Source organism: Aeromonas australiensis (assembly GCF_000819725.1).
Classification (GTDB): domain Bacteria; phylum Pseudomonadota; class Gammaproteobacteria; order Enterobacterales; family Aeromonadaceae; genus Aeromonas; species Aeromonas australiensis.
Window position 1 is genome coordinate 46,413 of sequence record NZ_CDDH01000050.1, and the last position, 26,880, is coordinate 73,292.

The 26,880-nt window shown below is 58.8% G+C and carries 27 protein-coding genes and 3 tRNA genes; 17 read left to right on the forward strand and 13 right to left on the reverse strand.

All coding sequences use genetic code 11. The annotated features are described in order from the left end of the window. The first annotated feature begins 131 nt into the window (after positions 1 to 131). Entirely contained in the window at positions 132 to 1,334 is a 1,203-nt protein-coding gene (cgtA, locus tag BN1117_RS07395; protein ID WP_040096157.1) for an Obg family GTPase CgtA, read from the forward strand. A gap of 372 nt (positions 1,335 to 1,706) precedes the next feature. Beyond that, the gene (locus BN1117_RS07400) at positions 1,707 to 3,077 is read left to right on the forward strand and encodes a YjiH family protein (protein WP_040096159.1); all 1,371 of its coding nucleotides are present in this window, start codon (positions 1,707 to 1,709) and stop codon (positions 3,075 to 3,077) included. A gap of 84 nt (positions 3,078 to 3,161) precedes the next feature. Here the strand turns inward: BN1117_RS07400 and BN1117_RS07405 are convergent, their stop codons facing one another. After that, on the reverse strand, positions 3,162 to 3,500 hold the full coding sequence (locus BN1117_RS07405) for a hypothetical protein (protein ID WP_040096161.1): 339 nt from the start codon (positions 3,498 to 3,500) through the stop codon (positions 3,162 to 3,164). A gap of 228 nt (positions 3,501 to 3,728) precedes the next feature. Between BN1117_RS07405 and BN1117_RS07410 the strand changes: the two genes are divergently transcribed. The 3 genes from BN1117_RS07410 (at position 3,729) to BN1117_RS07420 (ending at position 5,792) form a co-directional block, all read left to right on the forward strand. Next, a complete protein-coding gene (locus BN1117_RS07410) occupies positions 3,729 to 4,718 on the forward strand; it encodes a luciferase-like monooxygenase (protein ID WP_040096163.1) in 990 nt (329 codons plus the stop codon). Positions 4,719 to 4,721: 3 nt separating this feature from the next. Continuing rightward, positions 4,722 to 5,168 carry a bleomycin resistance protein gene (locus tag BN1117_RS07415; protein WP_082032560.1) on the forward strand — a complete coding sequence of 149 codons (447 nt, stop codon included), beginning with the start codon at positions 4,722 to 4,724 and terminating at the stop codon, positions 5,166 to 5,168. Positions 5,169 to 5,291: 123 nt separating this feature from the next. Then, positions 5,292 to 5,792 (forward strand): 2TM domain-containing protein, encoded by a 501-nt coding sequence (locus tag BN1117_RS07420; RefSeq protein ID WP_040096165.1) that lies wholly within the window; start codon positions 5,292 to 5,294, stop codon positions 5,790 to 5,792. 120 nt (positions 5,793 to 5,912) lie between these two features. Here BN1117_RS07420 and BN1117_RS07425 read toward each other — a convergent pair whose 3' ends face one another. From BN1117_RS07425 to lptD, 6 genes are read right to left on the reverse strand one after another with little or no spacing between them, the layout of a single operon-like run. After that, positions 5,913 to 6,734, reverse strand: a complete 822-nt coding sequence (locus tag BN1117_RS07425; protein ID WP_040096166.1) for a symmetrical bis(5'-nucleosyl)-tetraphosphatase — start codon at positions 6,732 to 6,734, stop codon at positions 5,913 to 5,915. A 6-nt stretch (positions 6,735 to 6,740) separates the two neighbouring features. Then, positions 6,741 to 7,103: a Co2+/Mg2+ efflux protein ApaG gene (gene apaG / locus BN1117_RS07430; RefSeq protein ID WP_040096168.1), complete on the reverse strand. Its 363-nt coding sequence runs from the start codon at positions 7,101 to 7,103 to the stop codon at positions 6,741 to 6,743. 4 nt (positions 7,104 to 7,107) lie between these two features. After that, on the reverse strand, positions 7,108 to 7,920 hold the full coding sequence (gene rsmA, locus BN1117_RS07435; protein ID WP_040096170.1) for a 16S rRNA (adenine(1518)-N(6)/adenine(1519)-N(6))-dimethyltransferase RsmA: 813 nt from the start codon (positions 7,918 to 7,920) through the stop codon (positions 7,108 to 7,110). After that, positions 7,910 to 8,905: a 4-hydroxythreonine-4-phosphate dehydrogenase PdxA gene (gene pdxA, locus BN1117_RS07440; protein WP_040096172.1), complete on the reverse strand. Its 996-nt coding sequence runs from the start codon at positions 8,903 to 8,905 to the stop codon at positions 7,910 to 7,912. Before pdxA ends, rsmA begins: the two co-directional genes overlap by 11 nt. Beyond that, on the reverse strand, positions 8,905 to 10,203 hold the full coding sequence (surA, locus tag BN1117_RS07445; protein WP_040096200.1) for a peptidylprolyl isomerase SurA: 1,299 nt from the start codon (positions 10,201 to 10,203) through the stop codon (positions 8,905 to 8,907). The genes pdxA and surA overlap by 1 nt, the downstream gene beginning before the upstream one ends. A gap of 26 nt (positions 10,204 to 10,229) precedes the next feature. Beyond that, a complete protein-coding gene (gene lptD / locus BN1117_RS07450) occupies positions 10,230 to 12,695 on the reverse strand; it encodes an LPS assembly protein LptD (protein WP_040096174.1) in 2,466 nt (821 codons plus the stop codon). A 174-nt stretch (positions 12,696 to 12,869) separates the two neighbouring features. Here lptD and BN1117_RS07455 point away from each other — a divergent pair, with 174 nt between their 5' ends. The 3 genes from BN1117_RS07455 to djlA are packed head-to-tail and all read left to right on the forward strand — an operon-like array spanning position 12,870 to position 15,398. Then, positions 12,870 to 13,880 (forward strand): aminoglycoside phosphotransferase family protein, encoded by a 1,011-nt coding sequence (locus BN1117_RS07455; RefSeq protein ID WP_040096175.1) that lies wholly within the window; start codon positions 12,870 to 12,872, stop codon positions 13,878 to 13,880. Continuing rightward, positions 13,877 to 14,545: an N-acetylmuramate alpha-1-phosphate uridylyltransferase MurU gene (murU, locus tag BN1117_RS07460; RefSeq protein WP_040096177.1), complete on the forward strand. Its 669-nt coding sequence runs from the start codon at positions 13,877 to 13,879 to the stop codon at positions 14,543 to 14,545. The genes BN1117_RS07455 and murU overlap by 4 nt, the downstream gene beginning before the upstream one ends. 19 nt (positions 14,546 to 14,564) lie before the next feature. Then, positions 14,565 to 15,398 carry a co-chaperone DjlA gene (djlA, locus tag BN1117_RS07465; RefSeq protein WP_040096178.1) on the forward strand — a complete coding sequence of 278 codons (834 nt, stop codon included), beginning with the start codon at positions 14,565 to 14,567 and terminating at the stop codon, positions 15,396 to 15,398. Between the two features lie 81 nt (positions 15,399 to 15,479). On the opposite strand, the gene BN1117_RS07470 is transcribed toward djlA, so the two are convergent. Beyond that, positions 15,480 to 16,931 (reverse strand): aminoacyl-histidine dipeptidase, encoded by a 1,452-nt coding sequence (locus tag BN1117_RS07470; protein WP_040096180.1) that lies wholly within the window; start codon positions 16,929 to 16,931, stop codon positions 15,480 to 15,482. 947 nt (positions 16,932 to 17,878) lie between these two features. Between BN1117_RS07470 and gpt the strand changes: the two genes are divergently transcribed. The 5 genes from gpt to BN1117_RS07495 all read left to right on the forward strand — a co-directional run bounded on the left by gpt (position 17,879) and on the right by BN1117_RS07495 (position 22,814). After that, positions 17,879 to 18,346 (forward strand): xanthine phosphoribosyltransferase, encoded by a 468-nt coding sequence (gene gpt / locus BN1117_RS07475; RefSeq protein WP_005339007.1) that lies wholly within the window; start codon positions 17,879 to 17,881, stop codon positions 18,344 to 18,346. A gap of 172 nt (positions 18,347 to 18,518) precedes the next feature. Continuing rightward, positions 18,519 to 19,787, forward strand: a complete 1,269-nt coding sequence (gene frsA, locus BN1117_RS07480; RefSeq protein ID WP_040096182.1) for an esterase FrsA — start codon at positions 18,519 to 18,521, stop codon at positions 19,785 to 19,787. 62 nt (positions 19,788 to 19,849) lie between these two features. Beyond that, positions 19,850 to 20,242, forward strand: coding sequence for a sigma factor-binding protein Crl (crl, locus tag BN1117_RS07485; protein WP_040096183.1), 393 nt, complete (start codon positions 19,850 to 19,852; stop codon positions 20,240 to 20,242). A gap of 180 nt (positions 20,243 to 20,422) precedes the next feature. Next, positions 20,423 to 21,526, forward strand: a complete 1,104-nt coding sequence (proB, locus tag BN1117_RS07490) for a glutamate 5-kinase (RefSeq protein WP_040096185.1) — start codon at positions 20,423 to 20,425, stop codon at positions 21,524 to 21,526. 34 nt (positions 21,527 to 21,560) lie between these two features. Continuing rightward, on the forward strand, positions 21,561 to 22,814 hold the full coding sequence (locus tag BN1117_RS07495) for a glutamate-5-semialdehyde dehydrogenase (RefSeq protein WP_040096187.1): 1,254 nt from the start codon (positions 21,561 to 21,563) through the stop codon (positions 22,812 to 22,814). Positions 22,815 to 22,900: 86 nt separating this feature from the next. Here BN1117_RS07495 and BN1117_RS07500 read toward each other — a convergent pair whose 3' ends face one another. Genes BN1117_RS07500 through rsgA form a run of 5 tightly spaced genes read right to left on the reverse strand, consistent with a single transcriptional unit; the run spans position 22,901 to position 25,735 of the window. Beyond that, entirely contained in the window at positions 22,901 to 23,290 is a 390-nt protein-coding gene (locus tag BN1117_RS07500) for a hypothetical protein (protein ID WP_040096189.1), read from the reverse strand. Between the two features lie 2 nt (positions 23,291 to 23,292). After that, positions 23,293 to 23,544, reverse strand: coding sequence for a DUF2960 domain-containing protein (locus BN1117_RS07505; protein WP_005338984.1), 252 nt, complete (start codon positions 23,542 to 23,544; stop codon positions 23,293 to 23,295). Then, positions 23,534 to 23,803 (reverse strand): VF530 family protein, encoded by a 270-nt coding sequence (locus BN1117_RS07510; RefSeq protein WP_040096191.1) that lies wholly within the window; start codon positions 23,801 to 23,803, stop codon positions 23,534 to 23,536. The genes BN1117_RS07505 and BN1117_RS07510 overlap by 11 nt, the downstream gene beginning before the upstream one ends. Next, positions 23,800 to 24,672 (reverse strand): archaetidylserine decarboxylase, encoded by an 873-nt coding sequence (gene asd / locus BN1117_RS07515; RefSeq protein ID WP_040096193.1) that lies wholly within the window; start codon positions 24,670 to 24,672, stop codon positions 23,800 to 23,802. Before asd ends, BN1117_RS07510 begins: the two co-directional genes overlap by 4 nt. Before the next feature lie 28 nt (positions 24,673 to 24,700). Continuing rightward, positions 24,701 to 25,735: a small ribosomal subunit biogenesis GTPase RsgA gene (gene rsgA, locus BN1117_RS07520; RefSeq protein ID WP_040096202.1), complete on the reverse strand. Its 1,035-nt coding sequence runs from the start codon at positions 25,733 to 25,735 to the stop codon at positions 24,701 to 24,703. A 91-nt stretch (positions 25,736 to 25,826) separates the two neighbouring features. On the opposite strand from rsgA, the gene orn reads away from it, so the two are divergent. The 4 genes from orn to BN1117_RS07540 all read left to right on the forward strand — a co-directional run bounded on the left by orn (position 25,827) and on the right by BN1117_RS07540 (position 26,848). Beyond that, the gene (orn, locus tag BN1117_RS07525) at positions 25,827 to 26,372 is read left to right on the forward strand and encodes an oligoribonuclease (protein ID WP_040096195.1); all 546 of its coding nucleotides are present in this window, start codon (positions 25,827 to 25,829) and stop codon (positions 26,370 to 26,372) included. 178 nt (positions 26,373 to 26,550) lie between these two features. Then, positions 26,551 to 26,626 (forward strand) — tRNA-Gly (locus BN1117_RS07530). Between the two features lie 37 nt (positions 26,627 to 26,663). Next, positions 26,664 to 26,739, forward strand: a tRNA-Gly gene (locus tag BN1117_RS07535). A 33-nt stretch (positions 26,740 to 26,772) separates the two neighbouring features. After that, a tRNA-Gly gene (locus tag BN1117_RS07540) sits at positions 26,773 to 26,848 on the forward strand. Positions 26,849 to 26,880: the final 32 nt, after the last annotated feature.

Sequence of the window (26,880 nt, forward strand, 5' to 3'; positions counted from 1 at the left end):
TTTTTGACGAAAAAACGGAACGCAGATGACTCTGGTTTGCCGGAGCATGATTGGCAAGATGCGTATCGCCCGCAGGGGTCTGTACCACTATAATTGCGTATCGGTTTTTCGAATTAAGGTGACGGTTACCTATGAAGTTTGTTGATGAAGTCCAGATTCGAGTCGATGCCGGTGACGGTGGTAACGGTTGCGTAAGCTTTCGCCGCGAAAAGTATATTCCGAACGGTGGTCCGGATGGCGGTGATGGTGGTGATGGCGGTGATGTCTATCTGGTTGCCGATGAGAACCTCAACACCCTGATCGATTATCGCTTCGAACGTTTCCATGCTGCCGAGCGTGGTGAGAATGGTCAGAGCGCCAACTGCACCGGTCGCCGTGGCAAGGACAAGATCCTGCGTGTGCCGGTCGGTACCCGGGCCACCGACGAAGATACCGGTGAGTTATTGGGGGATCTGACCCACCACGAGCAGAAGCTGCTGGTCGCTAAAGGTGGTTTCCACGGTCTTGGCAATACCCGCTTCAAGAGTTCGGTCAACCGGGCGCCGCGCCAGAAGAGCAATGGTACCCCGGGTGAAGTGCGTACCCTGAAGCTGGAGCTGCTGCTGCTGGCTGACGTAGGTATGCTGGGTTTGCCCAACGCCGGCAAATCTACCTTTATTCGCGCTGTTTCTGCCGCCCGCCCGAAAGTCGCTGATTATCCCTTTACCACCCTGGTGCCGAACCTCGGCGTGGTGCGTGGTGAGAACTCCCGCTCCTTCGTCATTGCCGATATTCCTGGTCTGATCGAAGGTGCTGCAGAAGGCGCTGGCTTGGGTATCCGCTTCCTCAAGCACCTCGAGCGTTGCCGTGTGCTGCTCCATCTGGTGGATATCTGCCCCATTGATGGCTCCGACCCGGCTGAAAATGCCGTGACCATCGTCAAGGAGCTGGAGAAGTACAGCCCGGAACTGGCAGGCAAGCCACGTTGGCTGGTGTTCAACAAGATGGACCTGATCCTTGAAGAAGAAGCCCAGGAGGTGATGGATCGCGTCAAGGCGGCCCTGAACCACGAAGGTCCAGTCTATGCCATCACTGCCATTAGCAAGGAAGGTACCAAGAAGGTCTGCTACGACATTCTGGATCTGCTGGAGACCATGCCCCGTCAACTGGCGCAGGATGCCAAAGAGGCGATCGAAAAGGTCGAGTTCAAGTGGGATGACTACCACAAGAACCAGCTGGCTCAGGCTGAGGCGGATGCGCTGGCTGCGTCCAAGGCCTTTGACGAGAGCCTGGATGACGATGACTGGGATGATGAAGATGATGACGGTGTGGAAGTCATCTACGTCCGTGATTGATCCCCGTATCTGTCAATCTTATTGAAAACCGGAGCCTGAACAGGCTCCGGTTTTTTTATGTCTATCGAATGGTGGCTTATTATGTATATTTGTGATGTCACTTATTGCCTGCCGTTGATAACTGTTTATACTGCCCATCAAAATTAACAGTAATGAAACAATCGTCTGGCGATGTCGATTGAATCGATATGCGTCACTGTGTCCGGTTGTTTTGATGGAAGGTTTACCTGTGGAAATATTTATGCGCGCATTTCTGTCTTAAAGGCTTGTTTGTGCATTTTTTTGGAGTATTCTTGCGACCGTTTTTCTGGTTAATGCATGAATACGCAGGTTGGCCGGGCTAGATAAAAGTAACATTAGGGCAGTCTTATCATGCTGGAAAAGAGTCTCGAAGCATCTGCGGTTAATACCCGCCGTAACATGTTGATGTTTCTAATACCGTCACTGATCGGGATCTTGCTGTTCATGACGCCGGTCGTCTATGACGGTAACGTCACCATCCCTGTTGCTGTGCTGGCCAAGCTGGTTCAGCGCGTTTTTGCCGATTATCTGGTGGCCATGGTCAGTGCGGTCATTAGCACGACCATGTTGATGACTATCGTCACCTGGTTGTTCAAGCCGGCGATCCTGGTGCGCCGCCCCTTCCTTAACAGCCTGTTCAATGTCTCCCCTTTCTGGGCCTGCGTGCGGGTATTGGGTGGTATCTTTGTGCTGCTGACTTTCTTCCAGGTGGGGCCAGAGGCGCTTTACTCTGGCGCAACCGGTGGCCTGGTGCTCAACGATCTGCTGCCGGTACTCTTCTCGGTCTTCATCTTTGCCGGCCTGCTGTTGCCGTTGCTGCTCGATTTTGGGTTGCTGGAGTTTGTCGGCACCATGATGACCCGGATCATGCGCCCGGTATTCCGCTTGCCGGGGCGCTCCGCAGTGGACTGTTTTGCCTCCTGGCTGGGGGATGGCAGTGTTGGCATCTTGCTGACCAGCAAGCAGTACGAAGGGAAGTTCTATACCCAGCGTGAAGCAGCGGTGATTGGCACCACCTTCTCCGCGGTTTCCATCACCTTCTGTCTGGTGGTTATCTCCCAAGTGAAACTGGAGCACATGTTCGTCCCCTTCTACCTGACCGTCTGTCTGGCAGGGGTGGTTGCCGCCATCGTGGTGCCGCGCCTGCCACCGCTCTGCTGGAAGAAGGATATTTATGCTGATGGTACTCCCCTGTGCCGCAAGCAGGAGTCGATACCCCATCAGCACAGTGTACTGAGCTACGGTTACGAGCGTGCGCTCGCCAAGGCGGAGCGGGTCAGCGATCTTGGTGCCGTTGCGCGCGAAGGGGTGAAGAATGCGTTGGATATGGTGTTTGGCGTGTTGCCGGTGGTGATGGCGATCGGTACCTGTGCCCTGATGCTGGCCGAACATACCCCTATCTTCAACTGGCTTGGCGCGCCGTTCGTCCCCTTGCTGGAGCTGCTGCAACTGCCGGAGGCGGAAGCGGCTTCCAAGACCATCATGGTCGGTTTTGCCGACATGTTCATTCCGGCGGTGCTGGCCTCGACCATAGAGAGCGAGATGACCCGCTTCGTGATTGCCGCCATGTCGGTGACCCAGCTGATCTATATGTCGGAAGTGGGCGCCCTGCTGCTGGGCAGCAAGATCCCGGTCAAGCTGTGGGAGCTGTTCGTTATCTTCCTGCTGCGCACACTGGTTACCTTGCCGGTTATCGCCGGGGTGGCACACCTGCTGTTCTAATGGCGCAGCGCAGTGAAAAACGGTCAACCTCGGTTGACCGTTTTCTTTTTCGCAGTAACGGGAGAGAGTGCCCTTTCGGCTGGCTCAGTCTGTAGTGACGGGGCACTGGATGGTCAACGAGTGGACTGTGTTGGCGATGCGATAGGGCTTGGCAGCTTGGTAGATTTTCTTCTCCTTGTCATAGCTTCCCCCCAGATACTGGGTGCTGTAGAGCGTCTGCTGGCGGCGGTCGGTCTCCTTGTAACCTTGCGGGCAGGTCTGGTTGGCCTGTTGGAAGCAGGCATTCATGCTGCTGCACTCAATGTAAAAACCGCGCTGGCTGGCATCAGCAAGGAGCATCGGGGTGACGGTAGGGGCGGGGGGAGACAACAGGGCGCAGCCGGAGAGCGTCAGCGCGCCCAGCAGAACGAGATGTTTTGACATAGATAACCTGAACAGTGTGGTGTGATAAAAGAGTGAGGGGGAGTCTGTTGCTCCCCCTTCGCTATCGGGGCACCGTTATAACCAACCCGGGGCGCTCAGGTCTGCCCGCAAATGTAAGAAAATATGACCCCCCGTGCTTGCGCGGCCAGCAGGAGATAGTGATTCATTCAGGTATCCCGTGCTACATTGCCCCACTTGTTACTGGCCTGTAAATCAATGGAGTGACCCATGTCTGCCATCCCCTATTCCGTGCTCGATCTGGTGCCGGTTGCCGAAGGTTCCGAGCCTGCCGAGTCATTTCGCCGTTCGCGGGATCTTGCCCGCCATGCCGAGGGGTGGGGTTACCAGCGCTACTGGCTGGCCGAACATCACAACATGCCGGGCATTGCCAGTGCCGCCACTTCGGTGCTGATCGGCCATCTGGCCGAAGCCACCGCCACTCTGCGGATCGGCGCGGGTGGCATCATGCTGCCGAACCACTCGCCGCTGGTGATTGCCGAACAGTTTGGCACGCTAAGCTCTCTTTACCCCGACCGCATCGACCTTGGCCTTGGCCGCGCCCCCGGGACCGATCAGCGCACCATGCGGGCGCTGCGGCGTATGCGCAGCGGTGAGGTGGATGATTTTCCGGCCGATGTGCGCGAGTTGATGAGCTACTTTGGCGACGAGATTGGCGCCGTGCAGGCGGTGCCCGGCCAAGGGCTGCATCTGCCCATCTGGCTGCTGGGCTCCAGCCTTTACAGCGCGCAACTGGCGGCGGCGATGGGCTTGCCGTTCGGTTTTGCCTCCCATTTCGCGCCCGCCATGTTGCTGCAGGCGCTGGAGATCTACCGCAGCCAGTATCGCCCCTCTGCCCGTTGGCCCAAGCCTTATGCGGTGGTCTGTATCAATATGATCGCCGCCGACAGCGAGCGGGAGGCTCGCTTCCAGTTCACTACCGTGCAGCAGCAGTTCTTGCGCCTCCATCGCGGTGATGCGGGCAAGTTGCCCGCGCCGGTCGTCCAGCTTGGCGACGAGTGGGCACCCCGGGAGCTGATGGCGATGGAGCAGACCCTTGCCCGCTCTCTGGTGGGCAACCCGGAGCAGGTTCGTCATGGCCTCAAGGCGCTGCTGGCGGAAACCCGCGCCGATGAGCTGATGTTTAACGGCCCTATCGTCGATCATCAGGCCCGGCTGCGCTCTTTCGAGATTGCCGCCGAGCTGATGCAGAGCCTGTAAGCCATGACAAACCCTACTGTCGCGGTGGATGGGCCGTATTGGAATCCCATGGTGCCGGAGCTGTTGGTTACCGATTTGGCTCGATCTCTGGTTTTCTATACCGGTTTGTTGGGCTTCTCGGTCCGCTATCGGCGCGATGCCCCTCCTTTTGCTTATCTTGAACAGCAACAGGTCCAGCTGATGCTGGAGCAGGTACATCCGGCGGGTTGGCAGGTCGGGGCGCTGGAGCCACCGTTCGGTCGGGGGATCAATCTGCAGATGGAGCTGACCGAGATCCAGCCGCTACTCGACCGATTGCAGACCGCCGAGATTGCACTTTTCCGGCAGCCCACTGAGGTCTGGTATCCAGTGGGCGAGATGCTGGCCGGGCAGCGCGAATTTTTGCTGCAGGATCCCGATGGTTATCTGTTACGGTTTGTGCAATATCTAGGGGAACGAGCGGCTGACTGACAAGATTATAATCTTAACCATCTGATTTTAAAGGACTGTCAGATGTATGTCGGCCATCTGTCGTGTCACCTTTCGCGGCGTAAGCCCTATGCTGGCCCTGTCAATTACCACAAGGAGTTCGAGATGATCGTCAGGAAGTTGAGATTGCAACGGGGTTGGTCTCAGGATCAGTTGGCAGCGTTGACTGGTTTGAGTGTCCGCACTATCCAGCGGATCGAGCAGGGGCAGCAACCCGGACTGGAATCTCTCAAGGCCCTGGCCTCCGTCTTTGAACTCGATGTGGCTCAACTGGATGGGGCAGAGCAACAGGAGCGCGAGATGAGAGGGAATGAAATGACAGATGGAAGCGTGTTACAGGTATCGATGGAAGAGCAGGCAGCCATGCGTTATGTGGAGGAGCTCAAGGGCTTCTATTACCATGCTGTTAGTTATTTTTTGGTGATGTGCGGGCTATTTGTGATCAACTACCTGAGCTATCCGGAGTACATTTGGGCTTGGTGGTCAGCGCTGGGGTGGGGGTTAGGATTGGCATCCCATGGTATCAGTGTGTACCAACCCTTCAAACTATTTGGCCCTGAGTGGGAGCGAAGCCAGATCGAGAAGCGGCTGGGGCGCAAGTTGTAACTTCATTCGCCGGAAAGCAGGGAGCCTAAAACAGCCAGCCCGGCAGGTTGCCGGGCTTTGTTATTGGAACAGGTTGTGGCAATCCGTACGGCAGCGGACCGCCAGATCGCTGCCCACCCCCTAGCTGGCGTGAACCGGGCAGGGGGTGGTGATCAGGGCATCATCCTCGTAGCGCCACAGGGTCAGGCTGTTGCCCCAGACACAGCCGGTATCGAGTGCCTTGATATCGCTCTTTCCGGTGTTGCCCATCAGGGCTGCCCAGTGGCCGAACACCAGGATGGGGTCATCCACACGGTGTTCGCGCTGTTCGAACCAGGGACGCAGCCCCAGGGTAGACTCCTGGGGCCCCTTCTTGCATTTGAAGTCGAGACGACCGTCGAGATAACAGAAGCGCATCCGGGTGAAGGTGTTGATGATGTAGCGGTAGCGGTCGATCCCGATCAGCTCATCTTGCCAGCCATCGGGCTGGTCGCCGTACATATTGTGCAGCAGCCAGCTGTACTGATCACCGCGCAGCAGGCTCTCTACCTCGCGGGCGCAGTTGCGGGCGGTGCGGACATCCCATGCGGGGGAGATGCCGGCATGCACCATCATGATGGGCAGGTCCGGATGTTCGGCCAACAGCGGGCGGTGGCGCAGCCACTCCAGCAGTTCATCCCGATCCGGGGCATCCATCAGGCTCTGCAGCTTGTCTTTCTTCTTGAGCGGTGCAACGCCATCGGCGACGGCCAGCAGGTGCAGGTCGTGGTTACCGAGCACGGTAACGGCGCGGTTGCCCAGCCCTTTGACAAAACGCAGGGTATTGAGGGAATCCGGGCCGCGGGCGACCAGATCGCCGCAGAGCCAGAGCACGTCTTGGTCGGGATCGAACGCGGCAAGATCCAGCAGACGGCGCAAATCATCGTAACAACCCTGGATATCGCCAACAAAACAGTTCGCCATGAAACCTCAGTTGATAATGTTGGGGATGGCCAGCGTGAAGGGGGCGACGGGCGCCTCAAACTGCTGACCAGAGCCATCTTGCAGGGTATAGCTCCCTTCCATCACCCCAAGCGGGGTCGCCAGCGGCACGCCGCTCTGGTAGCGGTAGGTCTCACCTTCGGCAATGACGGGTTGTTCCCCGACCACGCCCGGGCCTGCCACTTCCAGCATCTTGCCATTGGCATCGGTGATGAGCCAGCGCCGATGCAACAGCTGCACCGTGCCGGGCCCCAGATTCTCAATCTCGATCAGATAGTGAAACTGGTAAGGGTCTTTGCTATCCGCCACATACACGGGGTATGGGCGGATCACGATGTGCGGGAGAGTCACAGGGTCAGGCCTTTGGCTGATCCGCCAGCCAGTTGGCGATCATGACAAACTGCTCGAGGGAGAGATTCTCCGGGCGCAGGTTGCCATCGATACCAAGCTCGGTCAGCTGGGCGTCGGTGATGAAGTTGGAGAAGCTGTTGCGGATGGTCTTGCGACGCTGGCCAAAGCCCTCGGTACAGACGCGATTCAAACAACGAATGTCTTTGGCGACTATGGTCGGGTTCTTGTGCGGGATCAGGCGAACTACGGCAGAGTCCACTTTCGGCGCCGGTTTGAAGGCGCCCGGGCCCACTTCCAGCACTGGCACCACCTGGCAGTAGTACTGGGTCATCACACTCAGACGGCCATACGCCTTGCTGCCGGGGCCTGCGGCCAGCCGCAACACCACTTCCTTTTGCAGCATGAAGTGCATGTCTTCAACCCGGTCGGCGAACTCGCACAGGTGGAAGATGAGCGGGGTGGAGATATTGTAGGGCAGGTTGCCGAAGATGCGCAGCGGCCCCTTGCCTTCTCCCATCAGGGTGCTGAAGTCGAAGCGCATGGCATCGGCCTCAATCACGGTCAGCTTCTCCTTGAGGGTCGGGTGCTCGCGCAGGCGAGCTGCCAGGTCCCGGTCCAGTTCGACCACGGTCATTTTGTCCATCTGAGAGGCGACCGGCTCGGTCAGCGCGGCCAGACCCGGGCCGATCTCCACCAGGTTTTGGCCCGGCTGCGGGTTGATGGCGGCGACGATCTGATCGATCACATACCGGTCGTGCAAGAAGTTCTGACCGAAACGCTTACGGGCCGTGTGGCCCATGTGCACCTTACTGCTCATATCTTTTTTTCTCTACCATCTTGATGGCGTGGTTAATCGCGGTGACAAGGCTGCCCGGATCCGCCAGGCCCTTGCCTGCCAGATCCAGCGCGGTGCCGTGATCCACCGAAGTGCGGATGAAAGGAAGCCCTAGGGTGATATTGACCGAACTGCCAAAGCCCTTGTATTTGAGCACTGGCAGCCCCTGGTCGTGGTACATGGCGAGTACCGCATCCGCATCCTTGAGGTATTTCTCCTGGAACAGGGTGTCGGCCGGCAAGGGGCCGACCAGATCGATTCCTTCCTGGCGCAGGGTGGCCAGAGCAGGTTCGATCACGTCAATCTCTTCACGTCCGAGATGGCCACCTTCCCCAGCATGGGGATTGAGGCCGCAGACGTAAATACGGGGCTTGGCGATGCCGAATTTGCTTTTGAGATCCGCGTCGAGAATGCGGATCACCTTGCCGAGGCGATCCTCGGTGATGGCCATCGCGACATAGGCCAGCGGAATATGGGTGGTCGCCAGTGCGACCCGCAGCCCCTCGGTTGCCAGCATCATCACCACATCGGCGGTATTGGATTGCTGAGCGAAGAACTCGGTGTGACCACTGAACGAGACACCGCCCTCATTGATGATCCCCTTGTGCACCGGCCCGGTCACTACGGCGGCAAATTCGCCACTCATGTTGCCATCGCAGGCTCGCTGCAGGGTCGCCAGCACATAGGCGCCATTGCCTTCGTTCAGCTCGCCCGCCACCACGGAGGCGCCGAGGGTGACTGGACAGACAGTCAGGGTGCCCGCCCGCTGCGGATGAGCAGGGGCGGCAGCATCATAGGGCTCAAGCTCGACAGAGAGTCCTAGTTGGGCCGCTCGCTCGCGCAGCAGCGCCGGATCGGCGATCACCACCAGCTGATGGGGCCAATCCTGCCGGGCAATCTGCAGCACCAGATCCGGGCCGATCCCGGCCGGCTCGCCCGGGGTAATGGCAAGGCGACGGCAGCTCATCAGCTCGCAGATCCTTCGATGCGGATGTAAGCCTCATCACGCAGCTCATCCAGCCACGCCTGGGACTCCTCCACGAAGCGGCGGTTGTAGATCAGCTGATAGGCGCGCTGCTCTTGTGCCTTGTCGGTAGCATCCTGGCTGCGGCGATCTTCCAGCTGGACGATGTGCCAGCCGTGGCTGGTGCGAAACGGCGCGCTGATCTGGCCCGGTTGCAGACGGTTGACCATGTCGCGGAACTCCGGCACATAGACGTTGGGATCAGACCAGCCCAGTTCGCCACCCTGTACCGCAGAGCCCGGATCTTCGGAGTACTTCTCCGCCATGCTGGCGAAGTTGGCCTTGCCGCTCTTGAGATCGTGCAGAATGCCGTCAAGCATCCCTTTGGCTTTCTCTTCACTCAGGATGATGGAGGGCTTGATCAGGATGTGGCGAGCTTTTACCTCGGTCTGCATCACTTGCTGCTGACCCTTGGTGTCGAACACCTTGACGATGTGCAGGCCGGCGCCGGAGCGCAGCGGGCCGACGATGTCGCCCTTGGTGGCGCCCTGTACTGCTTCCGCCATCAGGGTCGGCATCTCTTGCGGGCTCATCCAGCCCCAGTCTCCCCCTTCCAGCGCCTTGGGGCCGTTACTCTCGGCAATGGCCAGCTTGCGGAAGTCGGCTCCCTGCTTGAGGGCAGCCAGGATGCGCTCGATCTTGCTCTTGGCTGCATCCAGTTGGGCGGCGGTGGGGTTATCTGGCAGCGCAATCTGAATGTGGCCTACATGGTACTCGTTCTGCTGTTGACCCTGTTTCTTCAGGATCTCCACCACCTGCTTCACCTCTTGATCTGAGATGTTGATACGACGACGCACCTGGTTGCGGCGCACCTCGTTCATCAGGATCTCGCGGCGGACCTCTTCCCGATACTGGGCATAGCTCATCCCTTCACGGGCGAGCTGGGCGCGCAGCTGATCCAGGGTCATCTTGTTGTCGGCGGCGATGCCCGCAATAGCCTGTTCCAGCTGGGTATCGCTGATCTTCAGCCCCTGGCGATCCGCCAGTTGCAGTTGCAGGCTCTCCTGGATCAGACGGTCGAGCGCCTGTTTGCGCAGGGTGGCATCGTCAGGCAGGGACTGGCCGCTCTCCTGAGCGGAGAGTTTGACCTTGTTGACCAGTGCCTCCTGTTGGCTGGAGAGCACCACATCCTTGTTGACCACGGCCAGCACCTTGTCCATCAGCTCGGGCGCAGCCAGTGCGACCTGGCTCATGGCACCAAACATTCCCGCGGTCAGCAGGGCAATAAGGGTCTTTTTCATATCCATCTCTCAAGGCTGGACCAGCATCATTGCTGGTCTTTCAGATTAAACGGGCGAACATAGGGTAACAGCTCGGTATCCAGGGTGACGCTGCGGCCACCGGTCCCCACGCTGCCAAGTCCCTTCATTTCAAACTGCAGACCGATCGATTTCTCGGAGGTGGGCTTCAGAGTGATGTTGTCTGGTTGGTTGTGCCACTCCAGACTCATATTGATGCTCCAGCAGCAGGAGTCGTATTTGACACCGATCTTGCGGTCAATGTTCACATCCTGCTGGATGTCACGGTAGTAACCGCCATACATCTGCCACTGATCGGCAATTGGTGCCATTACCACCAGACCAGCCTGGCTCAAATCCTCTGCCAATGCCGTGTTGGCCGGATTGCGGTAGTCCAGGTTGCCATCCTTGATATAGCGATAGTTGAGTTGGGTAGTCAGCTTGCCAGTGCGGTACTCGACTGCACCGTTGCCAGCGGTAAATTCACCCTCGGAGGTATCGTACTGGGTCCCCGCATGGGCAAACCACTCATCGGTGATCCGGGCATCCCCCTCGAAGGAGAGCAGGGAGCGGGAGTTGGTGCTTTCCGGATTCGAAGGGTAGAGGCGTACCTTGGGGGGCGTCAGTTCGAACGCCTGGGCCACTGCCAGACGCAACCGTTCATCGCCAACATTGTCATAGACCCGGCTGGTGAGACCCGCGGTGATTCGGTTGGCATCGCTGATGCGGTCGAGGCCGGCGTAGCGGCGGTCGCTGAACAGGCTGTAGTAGTCCTGACGGGTGGAGGTGGAGTCGTAGATCCCGATCTCGTCCTGATCCCGGTAGGGGACATAGAGGTATTGGAATTCGGGCTCCAGGGTCTGGGTCCCCTTGCCATCATACCAGCCGAGCGGACGATCGAAATTGACGCCCCCCTTGAGGCGGAAGGAGGGCAGGGTACGGGTAATGGTGCCGTCTTTCAGTGTGAGCTCTTTACTCTCGACATCGGTAAAGCGGTTGCGGTCTGTCGCTACCAGATCCTTGGGCACCTCCTGGTTGTAGGAGGTAACCATCAGCTTGTACTGGCTGGTCAGATAGTAACCTGGCGCATCCACCAAGGGCACGGTCATGGTCGGTGCCAGATGCAGACGGGTGGCAGTGTAGCGCTCACCCGCTTGTTGCACCGTGGCACTGCCGCTGTCGTAACCAAACTTGGTTAGCTCACTGTTCCAGGCCAGATCAAACCACTTACCCTGTTGATAGTAGTTGTAGTCGATACGCGGCAGCATCTCGTGTGGCAATAGTGCGTAGGGACTCAGAATTTGATAACGGCGGATCTCTGACGTCAGGTTCCAGTTCTGCTGGTAGTAGCCAGCGGTAAAGGATTGCTGCAACTGGCTGTCAACCTGAGTGCCCACTTGCGGGCTGAAATCGTTGAAGTAGTTGTAATCCTTGTCCCGTACCTGGGTGTAGTCGATGCCCAGACGCAAGGAGCCATCCATCAGGGCGGAGCCGTGACGGACGTTCATCAGATAACGATGGCCATCAGAGAGATAGGGTGTGCCGGTCTTCGGGTTGTTGAAACGGGGGTTACCCGAGTCAAACTGCTTGTCATCCCTCAAATTTTCGAAATAGAGGGTGCCGGTATGGGCAGGATCCGGCATGTAGCGGAACTCCACCTGCTCCATCAGGCCCCGTTTGTCCATAAAACGGGAGGTGATGGTGGCATCATAGTTGGGGGCAATGTTCCAGTAGAAGGGCTGGGTGATATCCATGCCGTTGCTGGAGCTTTGCTTGTAACCCGGGTAGAGCAGACCGGTCTTGCGCTCATCCTTGATGGGGAAGTTGATATAGGGGAAGTAGAACACCGGGTAGTCATAGAGCCAGAGGCTGGCGTTCCAGGCTTCGCCGAACACCTCTTTCTGGTCGATGTCGATGCTGCCAGCCTTGAGGGTCCACACTTCCTGACCGGGAGGACAAGTGGTGTACTGGGCCCCCTCCATGGTGATGTTCTGGTTGTTGTTGGTCATCACCACGCGCTTGGCAAAGCCGCGCACCGGTGAGCCATGCACCTGATAGTTGCCCTCTTCCAGCTCGGAGTTCTTGGTATCCAGATTGGATTTGAGGGTCTTGTCGCTGGTGACGGTCACCTGACCATCGTTGTAATAGATGTTGCCAATGGCGATGACATCCCGGCTCTTCTGGTCGAGCTGGGCATAGTCGGAGTCAAACTTGCGAACACCCTGACGAACCTTGACGTCACCTTCATAGACGGCGGTGCCGCCCTGGTTGGCCTCGAGGCGGTCGGCATCAACCTCGACCGGCTGTGCGTTGGCATCCTGATCCGATGCAGGCTTCTCTATCTTGGGAACATAGTCATAGCAGAGACTATCGAGAATGCCGGTGGCTGGCGGCGCTTCGAACGGGGCCGCCTGCACCATCATAGGGGTGAGTGCGGGGGCCAGGCTGATAGTCAGGGCGATGGGATAGCGGTACCCCAGTGTCCATTTTGTCATGTGAAAGACTCGTGCAATCCGTGATAGATACGGTTGATCCAAGGCATGCATTTTACGACAGGTTTCATCGAGTTGACATTGCATGTCATTGCTTTATGTTAGCCGGCAATGATAAAGCATTATTGCGGCCAGGGCTAACAGCCAAGTGCTGCTTTCCACCTTGGTCCCCGACTTATGCACGATCGCGATTCTCTGCTATTGCAGTGGGCACGCCGGATTTCCGGTGATGCCAATCTTCAGTTGACCCTCATTTCCGGTGATGCCAGCTTCCGCCGCTACTCTCGTGGTGGTGGTCTGGTGTGGGTGGATGCCAATCCTAAAACCGAAAAAAATCATGAGTTTGTTCGTAACGCGGCCGCCTTGCAGGCGCGTCAGTTGTTGGCGCCAGAGGTGAAGGCGGTGGACTACGAACAGGGGCTGCTGGTGGTGACTGATCTTGGCGATACCCAGCTGATCAGCTGCCTGAACGAGCACAACGTGCTGGCCTGGTATGGCAAGGCGATTGATTTGCTGCCCCGCCTGGGGGCGGTTGAACTGGCGCTTGAACCCTTCGATACCGCTTTTATGGCGCGGGAGAACAGCATTTTTCCCGAGTGGCTGCTGGGTCATCATCTGAAACTGACCCTGAGCGACGAAGAGCAGCAGCTGCTCGATGAGACCTTTGCCTGCCTCACCGCCTGCAATCTGGCCCAGCCACAGGGGGTGATGCATAGAGATTTCCACAGTCGCAACCTGATGGTGTACGGCGGTGATACCCCCGAGAGCAGCCAGTTGGCCATCATCGATTTTCAGGATATGGTCATCGGGCCGCTTACCTATGATCTGGTCTCCCTGCTAAAAGATTGCTACGTGCGCTGGCCGGACGCGGTGATCGAGCAGGGGATGCAACACGGTTTTGCCACCCTGCAACAGGCGGGTCTGCTTGGCGAGCTCGATTATGCCAGTTTCCGTCGTGATGCCGACCTGACCGGCATGCAGCGCCACCTCAAAGCGGCGGGACTCTTCACCCGACTCTATCATCGCGACGGCAAGTCCGGCTATCTCAAGGATATTCCCCGTACCCTCGGCTACGTGGTGGATGTCTGTCGCACTCATGGTTGTGCCTATCCGGTACTGGCCCGTTTTGGTCAGTGGCTGGAGCAGGTGGTGTTGCCGGGGATTGCCAATGCAGGGGTAAAACCATGAAGGCGATGATCCTGGCCGCTGGCCGTGGCGAGCGGATGCGCCCGCTGACCGACTTGCTGCCCAAGCCGTTGCTGGCGGTGGGGGGCAAGCCGCTTATCGTTCATCATATCGAAAAGTTGAAGTCAGCTGGCGTGACCGAGCTGGTGATCAACCACGCCTGGCTTGGTCACAAGCTGGTCGAGAATCTTGGTGATGGCAGTGCCCTTGGGGTGACCATCCACTGGTCAGCCGAGGAGAGCGCACTGGAGACCGCGGGTGGCATAGTGCAGGCGCTGCCACTGCTGGGCGCAGCCCCTTTTCTGGTGATCAACGGCGATACCTGGCTCGATCTCGATTATCACACTCTGGTCAGCCAGTCTCTTGGCGATGATCTGGCCCACCTCTGGCTGGTGCCCAATCCGCCCCAGCACCCTGCCGGAGACTTTGCCCTGCAAGGGGGGCGAGTCATGGATACGCCAGCGTTTACCTTCAGCGGGGTCGGACTATATGATCCGGCGGCCTTTACCGGTCTTGCGGGCGGTGCCCGCAAGCTGGCGCCCCTGCTCCGTGACTGGATGGCGCAAGGGCGGGTGGGCGGCAGCCTGCTCGCTGGCGAGTGGCGCGATATCGGCACGGTCGAACGACTGCGCGAGCTGGATGACCAGCTCCAGGCCCGCACTCATTAACTTCAAGAGGTCTTGAACCATGCGTATTTGGGGTAAGGTGCTGGGCGCCTTCTTCGGTTTTCTGCTCGGCAATATCATCGGTGCCCTGATTGGCCTCTGGATCGGCCACCGTTTCGACCGTGGCATGGGGCTGCAGGGGGCGTTTCGTCGCGGCCCGAGTCAGGAGCAGCAAGCCGTCTTCTTCCACGCCACCTTCTCGGTGATGGGCCACATCGCCAAGTCCAGCGGCCAGGTGACCGAACAGGAGATCCGGGTTGCCTCCAACCTGATGGATCGGATGCGGCTGGTGGGTGAACAGCGTGCCCGGGCGCAGGAGTCGTTTCGTCTCGGTAAAGAGGCCGACTTCCCGCTGCGCGAGACCCTGGCCGAGTTCCGCCGTGCCAGTCTGGGGCAGCGCGATATTCTGCGCTTCTTCCTCGAAGTGCAGTTGCAGGCGGCCTTTGCCGACGGACGGGTAGAGGAGGGCGAGCGCGCCATTCTTCATACCATCGCCGACGAACTGGGCTTCAGCCGCATCGAGCTGGCCCGCATTCTGGCGATGGCCGAGGCGCAGATGAACTTCTTCAATCAGGCCCATGGCCAGTATCAGGGGGGCCATTCCGGTGGCCAGCAGTATCGGCAGGCGGCCCCCTCTGCGGATCGCCTCAAGAATGCCTACCAGCTACTGGGGGTGAGCGAGAGCGACAGCGATCAGGATATCAAGCGCGCCTACCGCAAGGAGATGAGCAAGCATCACCCGGACAAGCTAGCTGCCAAGGGGTTGCCGCCGGAGATGATGGAGATGGCCAAGGAGAAGACCCAGGAGATCCAGCAAGCCTGGGAGTGGGTCCGCGAGGCGCGCGGCATCCGGTAAGCGCCAACGTCAGGCTGGAACAGACAATAAAAAGCCCCGCAGCAGTGCGGGGCTTTGTTTTGTTGTGTGGCGTAGGCCGGGTTATTTGGCCGGGATCGCTTCCAGCACGTGCACCAGCAGTTGCCAGAAACGCTCGACCGCCGGGATATGTACCTTCTCGTCAGGGGAGTGGGCACCGCGGATGGTCGGGCCGAAGGAGACCATGTCCCACTCCGGATAGGCGCTCTTGAACAGACCGCACTCGAGGCCGGCGTGGATCACCATCACGTTGGGCATGGTGCCAAACAGAGTCTGGTAGCTGTTGCGTACCAGCGCCATGACGGGGGAGTCCACGTTCGGTGCCCAACCCGGGTAGGCACCGGTGAATTCGCAGCTGGCGCCTGCCAGGGTGAACAGGGAGCGGGTCATCTGCTCGATGCTCTCGCGGCCGGAGTCAATCAGGGAGCGGATCAGGCACTGGACGTACACTTCGCCATCCTGAGTCTTGATGACCCCCAGGTTGGTCGAGGTTTCGGTCACGCCGGGCATGGCATCGCTCATGCGCATCACGCCGTTCGGGCAGGCCATCAGGGCATCCAGCAGGCGCTGCTGCAGGGAGACGCTCATCAGCTTGGCCGGTTTGGCGGCGTTGTTGACCAGCACGGTCAGGTTCGGCTCGGTGGCGGCCAATTCGGTCTGGTAGATCCCGGTGTAGCGGTCAACCAGCGCCTTGAACTCGTTTACGCTGGCAGCAGGCACCAGCAGGGTGGCACGGGCTTCGCGGGGGATGGCGTTGCGCAGAGTGCCGCCGTGGATCTCGGCCAGACGAACACCCAGTGGCTCGGCGGCTTTGAGCAGACGCACCAGCAGCTTGTTGGCGTTGCCACGGCCGCGATGGATATCGCAACCTGAGTGGCCGCCACGCAGCCCTTTCACGGCCAGTTCGAGGGCTTCGCCTTCTATGGCATCAACCAGCTCGAGCGGGAAGCGGATATTGGCATCCACACCGCCAGCGCAGCCCATATAGACCTCGCCATCCTCTTCGGAGTCGGTGTTGAGCAGAATTTCGCCCTCCAGCCAGCCCGCTTCCAGACCGAATGCGCCGGTCATGCCGGTCTCTTCGTCTGTGGTCAGCAGCACTTCCAGCGGGCCGTGCTTGATGGTCTTGTCAGCCAGTACGGCCAGGCAACCGGCCATGCCGATGCCGTTGTCGGCACCCAGAGTGGTGCCACGGGCCGTGACCCATTCGCCATCGACATAGGCATCGATGGGGTCGGTCGCGAAGTCGTGTTTGGTGTCGGCGTTGGCCTGCGGCACCATGTCGATGTGGGCTTGCAGTACCACGGCTTTGCGGTTTTCCATCCCCGGGGTGGCCGGTTTCTTGATGATGATGTTGCCGACCTTGTCCTGCTTGACCGCCAGACCTGCCCCCTGGGCCCATTGGATGATCCAGGCGCTCAGTTTGGCTTCATGTTTGGAAGGGTGGGGGATGGAGCAGATCTGTTCGAAGAAATGCCAAATCAGTTTGGGAGAGAGAGAGCTAAGCTGTGCCACGTCGGGACTCCTTACCAGCACGGAATTAACAGGGCCCCATCAGCGGGCCGGGGAAGAGGATAACGATAATACAGTCAATCACACAAAAATGTGAGCAATCAGCGTAAATCGCAGGCAGCTTGTGCTGGCCCATGGCAACCAGGCAGTACGATAGTCAGGTCTGGACGACGCAGACCGATAGAAAAGAAAATGTGTGACCGATCTCACAAAAATATTGAATTTAACGCACCGACTGGTAAATTAGCTCCCGTGGTTCGCCACCCGTCAGGATGACGATGAAAGCCTCCAGGGAACCGAAGCAAAGCAAGTGCGCCTCCATGGAACCGAGTGTTCGTTCAAGGATTTGAGCCCGCATTAAAGGTACGTAACTTGTTAAGCAATCAGGAGTTTCAATATGCCAGGCAGCAACTCAACCTATTGGTTTGCCCCCTCTTTGTATACCCAGGGTTTCAGCTACCCTAACCCCTTCGTCACTCGTCGCTAAGACGAGCAGCCCAACCGGGCAGCGGCGAGAAAGCAGCAGGTGCGTGAGGTCAAACCTCCCCCTGCTATTTTTTTATCTGCGATTTGCCGCACAGCCCATCTGGGCTCGGCGGCAGGGACGACAGGTTGGTCGTTTGGCGCTCGAGATGTGCCGAATGGAGAGAGTGATGCCGATTTTTCCTGTTTTTGGCATACGTTTGCCAGGCATTTTCTCTGCAAACGGTGCTATCATATCGGCCCAACAGCCTGTCCGCGGTTTGGACACATCATCTAACCGATCGCCGGATAAGCCCATCTTGCTTCCATTGTTATCAGATTTGCTGCCGAGGCTTAGCCCTGAGGCAGTCGAAGTGCAATCTGAATTCAGTCTGGCAAGGGCCGCCATTTACTGGCATCCGCAGGGATAATTGCGGATGTTGTTATTTTAAGTGATTGTTTTTAAATAACTATTCGAGATCGATAACATGCCGAAAAAGTTCTATGTGTCGTGGGACAACCTGCAACGTGAAGCGCGCCGTCTGGCCCGTCGTCAGCTGCCTGTCAGCCAGTGGAAAGGTATCATCGCGGTCAGCCGTGGTGGTCTGGTGCCCGCAGCCCTGATGGCCCGTGAACTTGGCATCCGTAATGTGGAAACCCTCTGCATCTCCAGCTATGACCACGACAGCCAGCGCGAGCTGGTGGTCGTGAAGGCTGCCACCACCGCCGGTGACGGCGAAGGCTGGTTGGTGGTGGAAGATCTGGTGGACACCGGCACTACCGCCAAGGCGATCCGCGAGCTTTACCCGAAAGCCAAGTTCATCGCGATCTTCGCCAAGCCGATGGGCGAAGCGCTGCTGGACGATTTCGAGGTGGCGATCCCGCAGGATACCTGGATTGAGCAGCCGTGGGATATGGCGCTTGAGTTCGCCACGCCGATCTGTGACGAAAAGTAACGGGATCGGGATGTGATGTTCAGAGCGTCCATTGGCCGCAACTGACAGCAATGGTTTCACAGGGCTCCAATTTGGAGCCCTGTTTTTTTGTCTATCAATTGGTTGCGGGGTGGCTCAGTGGTGGAAAAAGTGGTTAAGATGGGTCATTGCCTGATAGGAATGAGACATCAACTTGGATTCGAACGAAGAACTCACGTTAACCGAGCAGCTGTTCACTCGCGTCAAGAAGGTAGTGGAAACATCCGAGGTTTCCAACTCCAGTGCGGCTGATCCGGTGGAGGCCGGCTCTGACGAAATGTTTATCGATGGCTCCATGTCAAAGAGCTGGTATCGCTTGCTGCGCCGCCCCTCCTGGGCTTGGCAGGGGGCTGATCCGGTCGAAATGGAGCAGATCCTTGCCCGCATCGCCATGGCGAGCGGTGAACGTACCCACGACTGCTATCTCGATACCATCAAGGGCTACGTGTCCGGCAACTGGATCTACGAATGGAGCCAGGTGGCTGGCACCTATTTCAAGAAGGGCCGCGAACTGCGCGAGAAGGGTGATACTTCTGGCGCCTTGAAGCAGCTGCTCAGGGCGGTGCGCTACTACTCCATCGCCAGTTATCCCCACCTCAAGGGGGATGAGTTGGCGGATCAGGCCCAGTTACTGGGCAACATGGCCTATCGCGAGGCGGGCCGCCTGTTCAAGGTGCCGCTCAAAGAGATCCAGGTGCCCTTTCGCGGCAAGCATATCCAGGGGTATCTCCATCTGCCGACCACCGACAAGCCGGTACCATTGGTGATCATCAGTGGTGGCATCGACTCGTTGCAGCTCGATTTTCTCAATTTCTATCTCAAGCGACTTGAGCCCAACGGCATCGGCATGCTGTCGCTTGATATGCCGGGCATTGGTTATTCTGAACATTGGCCGCTGGTGCAGGATACCAGCCGTCTCCATCAGGCGGTGCTGCACTATCTCTCTGATGTGGCCTGGGTCGATCATCAGCGCATTGCCATGGTTGGTTTCCGACTGGCGGGGAATATCGCGGCCAGATTGGCCTTTATCGAACCCTTCAAGCTGCGCACAGTGGTCTGCGTTGGTGCGGGGGTCAATCAGGTATTTACTAACCAGAATTTGTTTGCCAAGTGTCCGCGCATGATGCGTGACAGCATTGCCAACCGGTTGGGAAGTGATGCCGCTCAGTGGGATGTCATGGGTACCAAGTGCCAGGTTTTTTCACTTAAAACACAAGGATTACTGGGGACGCGCACCCCCGTGCCGATATTGAGTATTGGACACAAGCGAGATTTTATTTGTCCCGAACCGGATGTACGGGCATTGGCGGCGGCCAGTCGTAACGGCAAGGCCATCGTTTTCGACAAACAGCCTTTGCTGGAGGTATATGACAAGGCGCTGGACGAAATCGTCGAGTGGCTGAAACAGCATTTATGTACCTGACATTGCGCTAAAGCACTAACGCCATCCTGAGGTGGTGTGGCTTGTTTAACAGGGAGGTGAACATGTCTGAAAGAGTGACCTACAAGCGACTGCTGAGGCAGTTTGCTGCCATTGGCCCCTATTTGCGTGAGGATCTCTGTGAAGAGGGGCTGTACCGCTTCGACAGTCTTTCCGTTTGTGTCAGTGCCAAGCCGGCGCCGGACAAGCGGGAGTTTTGGGGCTGGTGGCTGGTGCTGGAGCAGGAGGATCATCTGTTTCGCTACCATTATCAGTTCGGATTGTACAACGCCGATGGCGAGTGGCTCGACAAGCCGATCCCCAAGAAGCACCAGGTAGAAGTGGAACGGACCCTCAACCGTTTCTACAAGCTGATCAGCGACAAACTGACGGCACTGGAGTGCCAGTTAGCGCCAGCGGATCAGGTCACCAATGAGTTGACCGTGACCGCTGCTTGATCCCTGATGCCCGGCGAGCACCACCACAGTGCTTGCCGGGCCATCAGTCAGCCATTTCACCCTTCCGTCCGCAATCATCCGGGCCTTTGCCCATATCTTCACCCCGGCGTTAATTGCCTTGCAGGGCACCATGGCCGTGGGTATAAAGATATTCCTTACTTTTTTAGCCTTTATGCTCCCATGGAAAACAGAACCATAGTCGTCAAGTTGGGCACCAGCGTGCTCACAGGGGGGTCTTCCCAGCTCAATCGTGCCCATATGGTCGAGCTGGTCAGACAGTGTGCGGCCTTACACCGTCACGGCCATCGGGTCGTGGTCGTTACATCAGGGGCTATCGCCGCCGGGCGTGAGCATCTGGGTCACCCGCCACTGGCTCCAACCCTGCCCAACAAGCAGATGCTGGCGGCGGTTGGTCAGACTCAGCTTATTCGGGTATGGCAGGATCTGTTCAACCTCTACGGTTTGCATATCGGCCAGATGTTGCTGACCCGCGCCGATCTGGAAGACCGTGAACGCTACCTCAACGCCCGCGATACCATGCGCACCCTGCTTGATCACAGGATCATTCCGGTGATCAACGAGAACGATGCGGTGGCGACCGCCGAGATCAAGGTCGGCGACAACGACAACCTCTCCGCGCGGGCCGCCATTCTGGCGGATGCGGATCTGCTGATCCTGCTGACCGACCAGAAGGGGCTCTTTACCGCCGATCCGCGCACCAATCCCGATGCCCAGCTCATTGAAGAGGTGCAGACCATCGACGATACCCTGCGCTCGCTGGCGGGTGACAGTGTCAGTGGCCTCGGCACCGGCGGCATGGCTACCAAGCTGCAGGCCGCCGATGTGGCCCGTCGAGCTGGTGTCAACGTGGTGATCGCCACCGGCCAGATGCCGGAGGTGATTGGCCGTCTTGCCAAGGGCGAGCGGATTGGCACCCTGTTCCCGGCGCTGGCCTCCCCGCTGGAAGGGCGCAAGAGCTGGATCCTGGCAGGCCCGCCCCCTCACGGCGAAGTCCATGTGGATCAGGGTGCTGTCGCCGCCATGAAGGAGAAAGGCTCCAGCCTGCTGCCCAAGGGGATTGTGGCGGTCAAGGGCGCCTTTATTCGGGGCGATGTGGTGCGCATTCTCGATCCCAAGGGGGCTGAGTTGGCTCGCGGCATCTGCCGTTACGACCATCTGGAGCTGGAGAAGCTGCGCGGCGTCCACTCGGATCAGATTGAGCAGGTACTGGGCTATGGATATGGTTCAGTAGCCATCCATCGAGACGATATGGTGCTGCTCTAATCAGGGTGGCACGGCATGAACAAAGGGAAATGAGATGAGTCTGGAGAAAATGGGGCAGGCGGCCCGAGAAGCTGCCTATCAGCTGGCTACCGTCAGCACGGCGCAAAAAAATCGGGCGCTGGCCGCCATCGCCGACGAGCTGGAGGCGCGCAGCGAACAGATCCTGGCGGCCAACGCGAAAGATATCGCTGCCGGCCGTGAGGCGGGCTTGTCAGAAGCCATGCTGGATCGCCTGCTGCTCAATCCTGCCCGGCTGGCCGGGATTGTGGCGGATGTGCGCAAGGTGATCACGCTGGATGATCCGGTCGGTGCTGAAATGGATAGCCGGTTGCTGGAGAATGGCCTGCGGCTCTCCCGTCGTCGGGTGCCCATCGGGGTTATCGGCGTCATCTACGAGGCGCGTCCCAACGTCACCATCGACATCGCCAGCCTCTGCCTCAAGACTGGCAACGCCAGCATATTGCGTGGCGGGCGCGAGACCTTCCACTCCAATCTGGAGCTGGTGCGGGTGATCCAGCATGCCTTGGCGGCCTCCGGTCTGCCCGAGGCGGCGGTGCAGTACATTGACAACCCGGATCGGGCGCTGGTCGGCGAGTTGCTGCGCCTCGACCGCTATGTGGACATGATCATCCCCCGTGGCGGTGCAGGCCTGCACAAGATGTGCAAGGAGAACAGCTCCATCCCGGTCATCATCGGCGGGTTCGGTATCAGCCATATCTTCGTCGACGAGAGCGCCGATCTGGTGCGCTCTCTGGCGGTTATCGACAACGCCAAGGTGCAGCGCCCCTCCGCCTGCAATGCCCTCGATACTCTGCTGGTGCACGAGAAGGTGGCAGCTACCCTCCTGCCGCAGCTGGTGACGCTGATGAACGAGCGCAAGGTGACGCTGGTGGCCGCGCCCAACGCCATGGCGTTGCTGGCGGGCGCCGACAACCTGTGTGAGGCGGGGCCGGAGGATTTCGATACCGAGTGGCTGGGGCTGACGCTGGGGATCAAGCTGGTGGCAGACGTCAACGAAGCGCTGGCCCATATGCGCGAGCATAACGCCGGTCACTCCGATGCCATCCTGACCAACGATCTGGCCAACGCCGAGCGTTTCGTCAATGGCGCCGGTTCGGCGGCGGTCTATGTCAACGCCTCGACCCGCTTTACCGATGGCGGCCAGTTTGGGTTGGGGGCGGAGGTAGCGGTGTCGACCCAGATGCTGCACGCCCGTGGTCCCATGGGGCTGACCGAGCTCACCAGCTACAAGTGGGTGGGGCAGGCCGATTACCTTAGCCGCGCATGATAACCGGTTGTGTCAGATACAAAAATGCCGACCCCTTGGGTCGGCATTTTATTTGGCGGATATCGGGAAGATATCAGGCGATCGGGTTATTCCCCGTGATAGAGCGCCTTGGCACCTTGCTTGAGCACATAACCCTTCCAGATAAAGAGGGTGTAGCCGCTACCCTGCCACGACCAGTTGCCCTCCGCACCTTGACGGGTCAGCAGGTGCTGCTCGCCGCTTGGTAGATGCAGTTCGGCCTGCGTCTGGTCGGCATTGAACAGCACGAAGGCGCTGCTGGTCTGGCTGGTGTCGGTCGGATTGAGCCGAATACCCTGCTCGAACAGGCGTACACATTTGCCAGTCAGCGCTGACCACTGATAGCCCGCACTGCCGATACAGCCGTGGCTGTCGCGATCGCTGCCAACCAGATGTTGTTCAGGTGTGCTGCATGCCGCCAGCAGCAGAGAGGCGGCCATCAGAGTCAAGGTGCGCATGGTTACTCCTGAAGATCCCGTTCGATGACGATGTTGGAGAATCCCAACTCTTTGAAGTAGTTCTCCTGATAATCCTTCACGCTCTTTTTGTCACGGCGACAAACCTGAGCCAGCTGGGCCTCCATGGCGTGAAAACTGGTGAGATCCAGCCCTTCGGCAGCGGCGATGGCGTCGTAGATGCTGCGGAACTTGTCGTTCGCGTAGCCGATCTCTTTGGCCTGTTTTTTATAGGTGTAGGTAATCTTAAAGGCCATCTTGTCCTTCCTTCTTCGATTTGGCTTGCTTGCGCTGGACGTAGAGGTAGAGGCTTTCGACCTTCTCCCGGGCCCAGGGGGTCTTGCGCAAGAACTTCAGGCTGGACTTGATGCTGGGATTATCGGTGAAGCAGCGGATATTGATCTGCTGCCCCAGCGCTTCCCAGCCGTAGTGTTCGACCAGCGCGGTGACGATGGCTTCCAGCGTCAGCCCGTGCAGCGGGTTGTTCTTCTGCGAGGCGTTCGGTTGCTCGCTCATGCCTGCTCCGCCAGTTTGGCAAAGGGCTGACCCATGCGGGTGGTGACGCCATTGGCCAGATGGGGTTCGAAACCGGCCAGCATGCCCGGGCCAAACAGGCAGACCACGGTGCTGCCCAGCTTGAACAGGCCCATCTCGGCACCTTTTTGCAGGGTAATGGCCTCGTCGCCACTGTAGTCCCAGCGTACCACCTTCTTCTCTTTGGTCGGCGCAATGTTGCCGGCCCAGATGGTCTCGATGCTGGCCACGATAGTGGCACCGACCAGCACCAGCGCCATGGGGCCGTGCGGGGTGCGGAAGGTGGCGACCACCCGCTCGTTGCGGGCAAACAGGTTGGGTACGTTCTCGGCGGTGAGCGGGTTGACGGAGAAGAGATCCCCCGGCACGAACACCATGCTCTCCAGCACGCCGTCTAGCGGCATGTGGATGCGGTGGTAATCCTTGGGCGCCAGATAGATGGTGGCGAAGTCGCCATCCTTGAACGGCGCCACCAGATCCTCATCGCCGCCCAGCAGCTCGCGGGCGCTGTAGTCGTGGCCCTTGGCCTGAATGATGCGGCCTTGCTGGATGGGGCCGAGCTGGCTGACGGTGCCATCCACCGGCAGCGCCAGGGTCATGGCATCTTCTACCACGGGGCGGATACCGGGCTTGAGCTCGCGGGTGAAGAACTCGTTGAAGCTCTTGTAGTGGGCCGGGCTCTCGTGCAGCGCCTCGCTCATGTCGACCTGGTACTGCTTGATAAAGGCCTCGATCACCCTGGTGGTGAGGTTGCCCGCTTCGGCGGCGGCAAATTTACCGATTAGACGGGAGAGGGCGTGCTTGGGCAGACAGTATTGACCGGCAATTTTCAGGTTGTCAGTAATGCTCATGTTCATCATCAACGTTGGTTTATTAGGGTCACAGGCGCGCTTGCTGGCGACCGTGACGGGCTTCCTGCATGGTTTCCAGGATGCGGTGATAGTTGTGGAAGCGATCGGCGCTGATGGCGCCCGCGTCGACCGCGGCGCGCAGGGCACAGCCGGGATCGTCCTTGTGGGTACAGTCGCGGAACTTGCAGCCACCCAGATAGTCGCGAAACTCGACGAAGCACCAGGTGATGCGGTCGGCCTCCAGATGCCAGAGAGCGAACTCGCGGATCCCGGGGGAGTCGATGAGATCGCCACCGCTCGGGAAGTGGTAGAGCCGCGCCGTGGTGGTGGTGTGCTGGCCGAGTCCCGAGTTTTCGGAGATCTCGCCGGTCAATACATCCAGCCCCGGCATCAGGGCATTGGTGAGGGACGATTTGCCCACCCCGGACTGGCCGACGAAGATGCTGATCTTGTCGGTCAGAACAGCTTTAAGCTCATCCAGCCCTTCGCCGCTCTCGCAGCTCACCAGCAGCACCTCGTAATTGAGCTTGCGGTAGGTTTCGAGCTGGCGCTCGATGCGCGCGCGGGCGGCGGCATCCAGCATATCGACCTTGTTCAGCACGATGAGGGGGCGGATCTCCACATCCTCGGCGGCCACCAGATAGCGGTCGACGATGTTGGTGGAGAACTCGGGCATCACCGCCGAGACGATGATGATCTGGTCGATATTGGCGGCGATGGGTTTGACCCCGTCGTAGAAGTCCGGCCGGGTCAGTACCGAGTGGCGCGGATGCACCGCCTCGATAACGCCCGCTGTCGCGGCATTGAGGCCGGGACGCCACACCACCTTGTCGCCGCACACCAGACTGCTGATGCTGCTGCGCCGCAGGTTGCTGCGGTGGATGGTGCCGTCACGCGCTTCCACGTCTGCGTGCTGACCAAAACGACTGATCACCACCCCTTCGATGGCGGGGCCAAACAGGGTGTCATCCACCACTGTGGTGTGATCTTTTTGCAGCCGCCGTTCGCGGTTGGCCTGGACGCGCCTTTGTTGACCCAGATTGAGTTTTGCTTTCTTTGCCACTCGATTCGCCAGTTTATGAACAGATCCAAAGCCAGTATGATACATGCAAATTGGCAAAATTCCGCCATTCCTCCCAATAGAGAGAGCAATCATGACAGTCAGCGCGCAGAACCTGGTATGGATCGACATGGAGATGACGGGTCTCGACCCCGAAGAGAACGTGGTACTGGAGATTGCCACCATAGTCACCGACAAGGATCTGAACGTACTGGCCGAAGGGCCGGTCATCGCCATTCATCAGAGTGATGAAGAGCTGGCCAAGATGGACGAGTGGAACGTCAACACCCACACCAAGAGCGGTCTGGTGGCCCGGGTCAAGGCGAGCCAGCACGATGAGGCGAAAGCCATTGCCGAGACCCTCGCGTTCATTCGCCAGTGGGTGCCGGAGCGCACCAGCCCGCTGTGCGGCAACAGCATCGGTCAGGATCGCCGCTTTATGGTCAAGCACATGGCCGAGCTGGAAGCCTTCTTCCACTACCGCAACATCGACGTCAGCACCATCAAGGAGCTGGTACGCCGCTGGCAGCCGGAGTTGCTGGATCAGTTCAAGAAGAGCGGTACCCATCAGGCGCTGGACGACATCCGTGAATCCATCGCCGAGCTGCAGTTCTATCGCAGCCACGTCTTCAAGATCTGATTCCCCGGCAAAGGGTTGTCATGCGCTGGCTGCTAAAATCGACAGTTCGGCCAGCTTTTAAGCGAACGCGCGCAACCAGACAAAAAAGCCCTTGCAATTGGAATGACTGCTCTTATAATTCGGCTCCCGTACAGTAGCGCAAGCAACCAAATGCTGTACGGCCTGTTTTAAGGTAGTTGCGGGAATAGCTCAGTTGGTAGAGCACGACCTTGCCAAGGTCGGGGTCGCGAGTTCGAGTCTCGTTTCCCGCTCCAAAAATCTGATGATGACACTGGTGCAAACCAGCCCGATGCGGGAATAGCTCAGTTGGTAGAGCACGACCTTGCCAAGGTCGGGGTCGCGAGTTCGAGTCTCGTTTCCCGCTCCAATCATCAGCCAGCCTCAAGACAACCAAAATGTTGCGGGAATAGCTCAGTTGGTAGAGCACGACCTTGCCAAGGTCGGGGTCGCGAGTTCGAGTCTCGTTTCCCGCTCCAATCATTTGTAAATGACATTCCGTTGCGGGAAT

What these genes read in the sequence shown, in the direction of transcription:
- BN1117_RS07510 (WP_040096191.1), bottom strand. Translation starts at nt 23,803, where the DNA reads ATGAGCGAGCAACCGAACGCCTCGCAGAAGAACAACCCGCTGCACGGG.
- rsmA (WP_040096170.1), bottom strand. Translation starts at nt 7,920, where the DNA reads ATGAGCAGTAAGGTGCACATGGGCCACACGGCCCGTAAGCGTTTCGGT.
- surA (WP_040096200.1), bottom strand. Translation starts at nt 10,203, where the DNA reads ATGAAAAAGACCCTTATTGCCCTGCTGACCGCGGGAATGTTTGGTGCC.
- lptD (WP_040096174.1), bottom strand. Translation starts at nt 12,695, where the DNA reads ATGACAAAATGGACACTGGGGTACCGCTATCCCATCGCCCTGACTATC.
- murU (WP_040096177.1), top strand. Translation starts at nt 13,877, where the DNA reads ATGAAGGCGATGATCCTGGCCGCTGGCCGTGGCGAGCGGATGCGCCCG.
- BN1117_RS07505 (WP_005338984.1), bottom strand. Translation starts at nt 23,544, where the DNA reads ATGGCCTTTAAGATTACCTACACCTATAAAAAACAGGCCAAAGAGATC.
- gpt (WP_005339007.1), top strand. Translation starts at nt 17,879, where the DNA reads ATGCCGAAAAAGTTCTATGTGTCGTGGGACAACCTGCAACGTGAAGCG.
- BN1117_RS07405 (WP_040096161.1), bottom strand. Translation starts at nt 3,500, where the DNA reads ATGTCAAAACATCTCGTTCTGCTGGGCGCGCTGACGCTCTCCGGCTGC.
- BN1117_RS07415 (WP_082032560.1), top strand. Translation starts at nt 4,722, where the DNA reads ATGACAAACCCTACTGTCGCGGTGGATGGGCCGTATTGGAATCCCATG.
- crl (WP_040096183.1), top strand. Translation starts at nt 19,850, where the DNA reads ATGTCTGAAAGAGTGACCTACAAGCGACTGCTGAGGCAGTTTGCTGCC.
- BN1117_RS07425 (WP_040096166.1), bottom strand. Translation starts at nt 6,734, where the DNA reads ATGGCGAACTGTTTTGTTGGCGATATCCAGGGTTGTTACGATGATTTG.
- proB (WP_040096185.1), top strand. Translation starts at nt 20,423, where the DNA reads ATGGAAAACAGAACCATAGTCGTCAAGTTGGGCACCAGCGTGCTCACA.
- BN1117_RS07495 (WP_040096187.1), top strand. Translation starts at nt 21,561, where the DNA reads ATGAGTCTGGAGAAAATGGGGCAGGCGGCCCGAGAAGCTGCCTATCAG.
- orn (WP_040096195.1), top strand. Translation starts at nt 25,827, where the DNA reads ATGACAGTCAGCGCGCAGAACCTGGTATGGATCGACATGGAGATGACG.
- cgtA (WP_040096157.1), top strand. Translation starts at nt 132, where the DNA reads ATGAAGTTTGTTGATGAAGTCCAGATTCGAGTCGATGCCGGTGACGGT.
- djlA (WP_040096178.1), top strand. Translation starts at nt 14,565, where the DNA reads ATGCGTATTTGGGGTAAGGTGCTGGGCGCCTTCTTCGGTTTTCTGCTC.
- BN1117_RS07410 (WP_040096163.1), top strand. Translation starts at nt 3,729, where the DNA reads ATGTCTGCCATCCCCTATTCCGTGCTCGATCTGGTGCCGGTTGCCGAA.
- pdxA (WP_040096172.1), bottom strand. Translation starts at nt 8,905, where the DNA reads ATGAGCTGCCGTCGCCTTGCCATTACCCCGGGCGAGCCGGCCGGGATC.
- asd (WP_040096193.1), bottom strand. Translation starts at nt 24,672, where the DNA reads ATGAGCATTACTGACAACCTGAAAATTGCCGGTCAATACTGTCTGCCC.
- BN1117_RS07455 (WP_040096175.1), top strand. Translation starts at nt 12,870, where the DNA reads ATGCACGATCGCGATTCTCTGCTATTGCAGTGGGCACGCCGGATTTCC.
- BN1117_RS07420 (WP_040096165.1), top strand. Translation starts at nt 5,292, where the DNA reads ATGATCGTCAGGAAGTTGAGATTGCAACGGGGTTGGTCTCAGGATCAG.
- BN1117_RS07400 (WP_040096159.1), top strand. Translation starts at nt 1,707, where the DNA reads ATGCTGGAAAAGAGTCTCGAAGCATCTGCGGTTAATACCCGCCGTAAC.
- BN1117_RS07500 (WP_040096189.1), bottom strand. Translation starts at nt 23,290, where the DNA reads ATGCGCACCTTGACTCTGATGGCCGCCTCTCTGCTGCTGGCGGCATGC.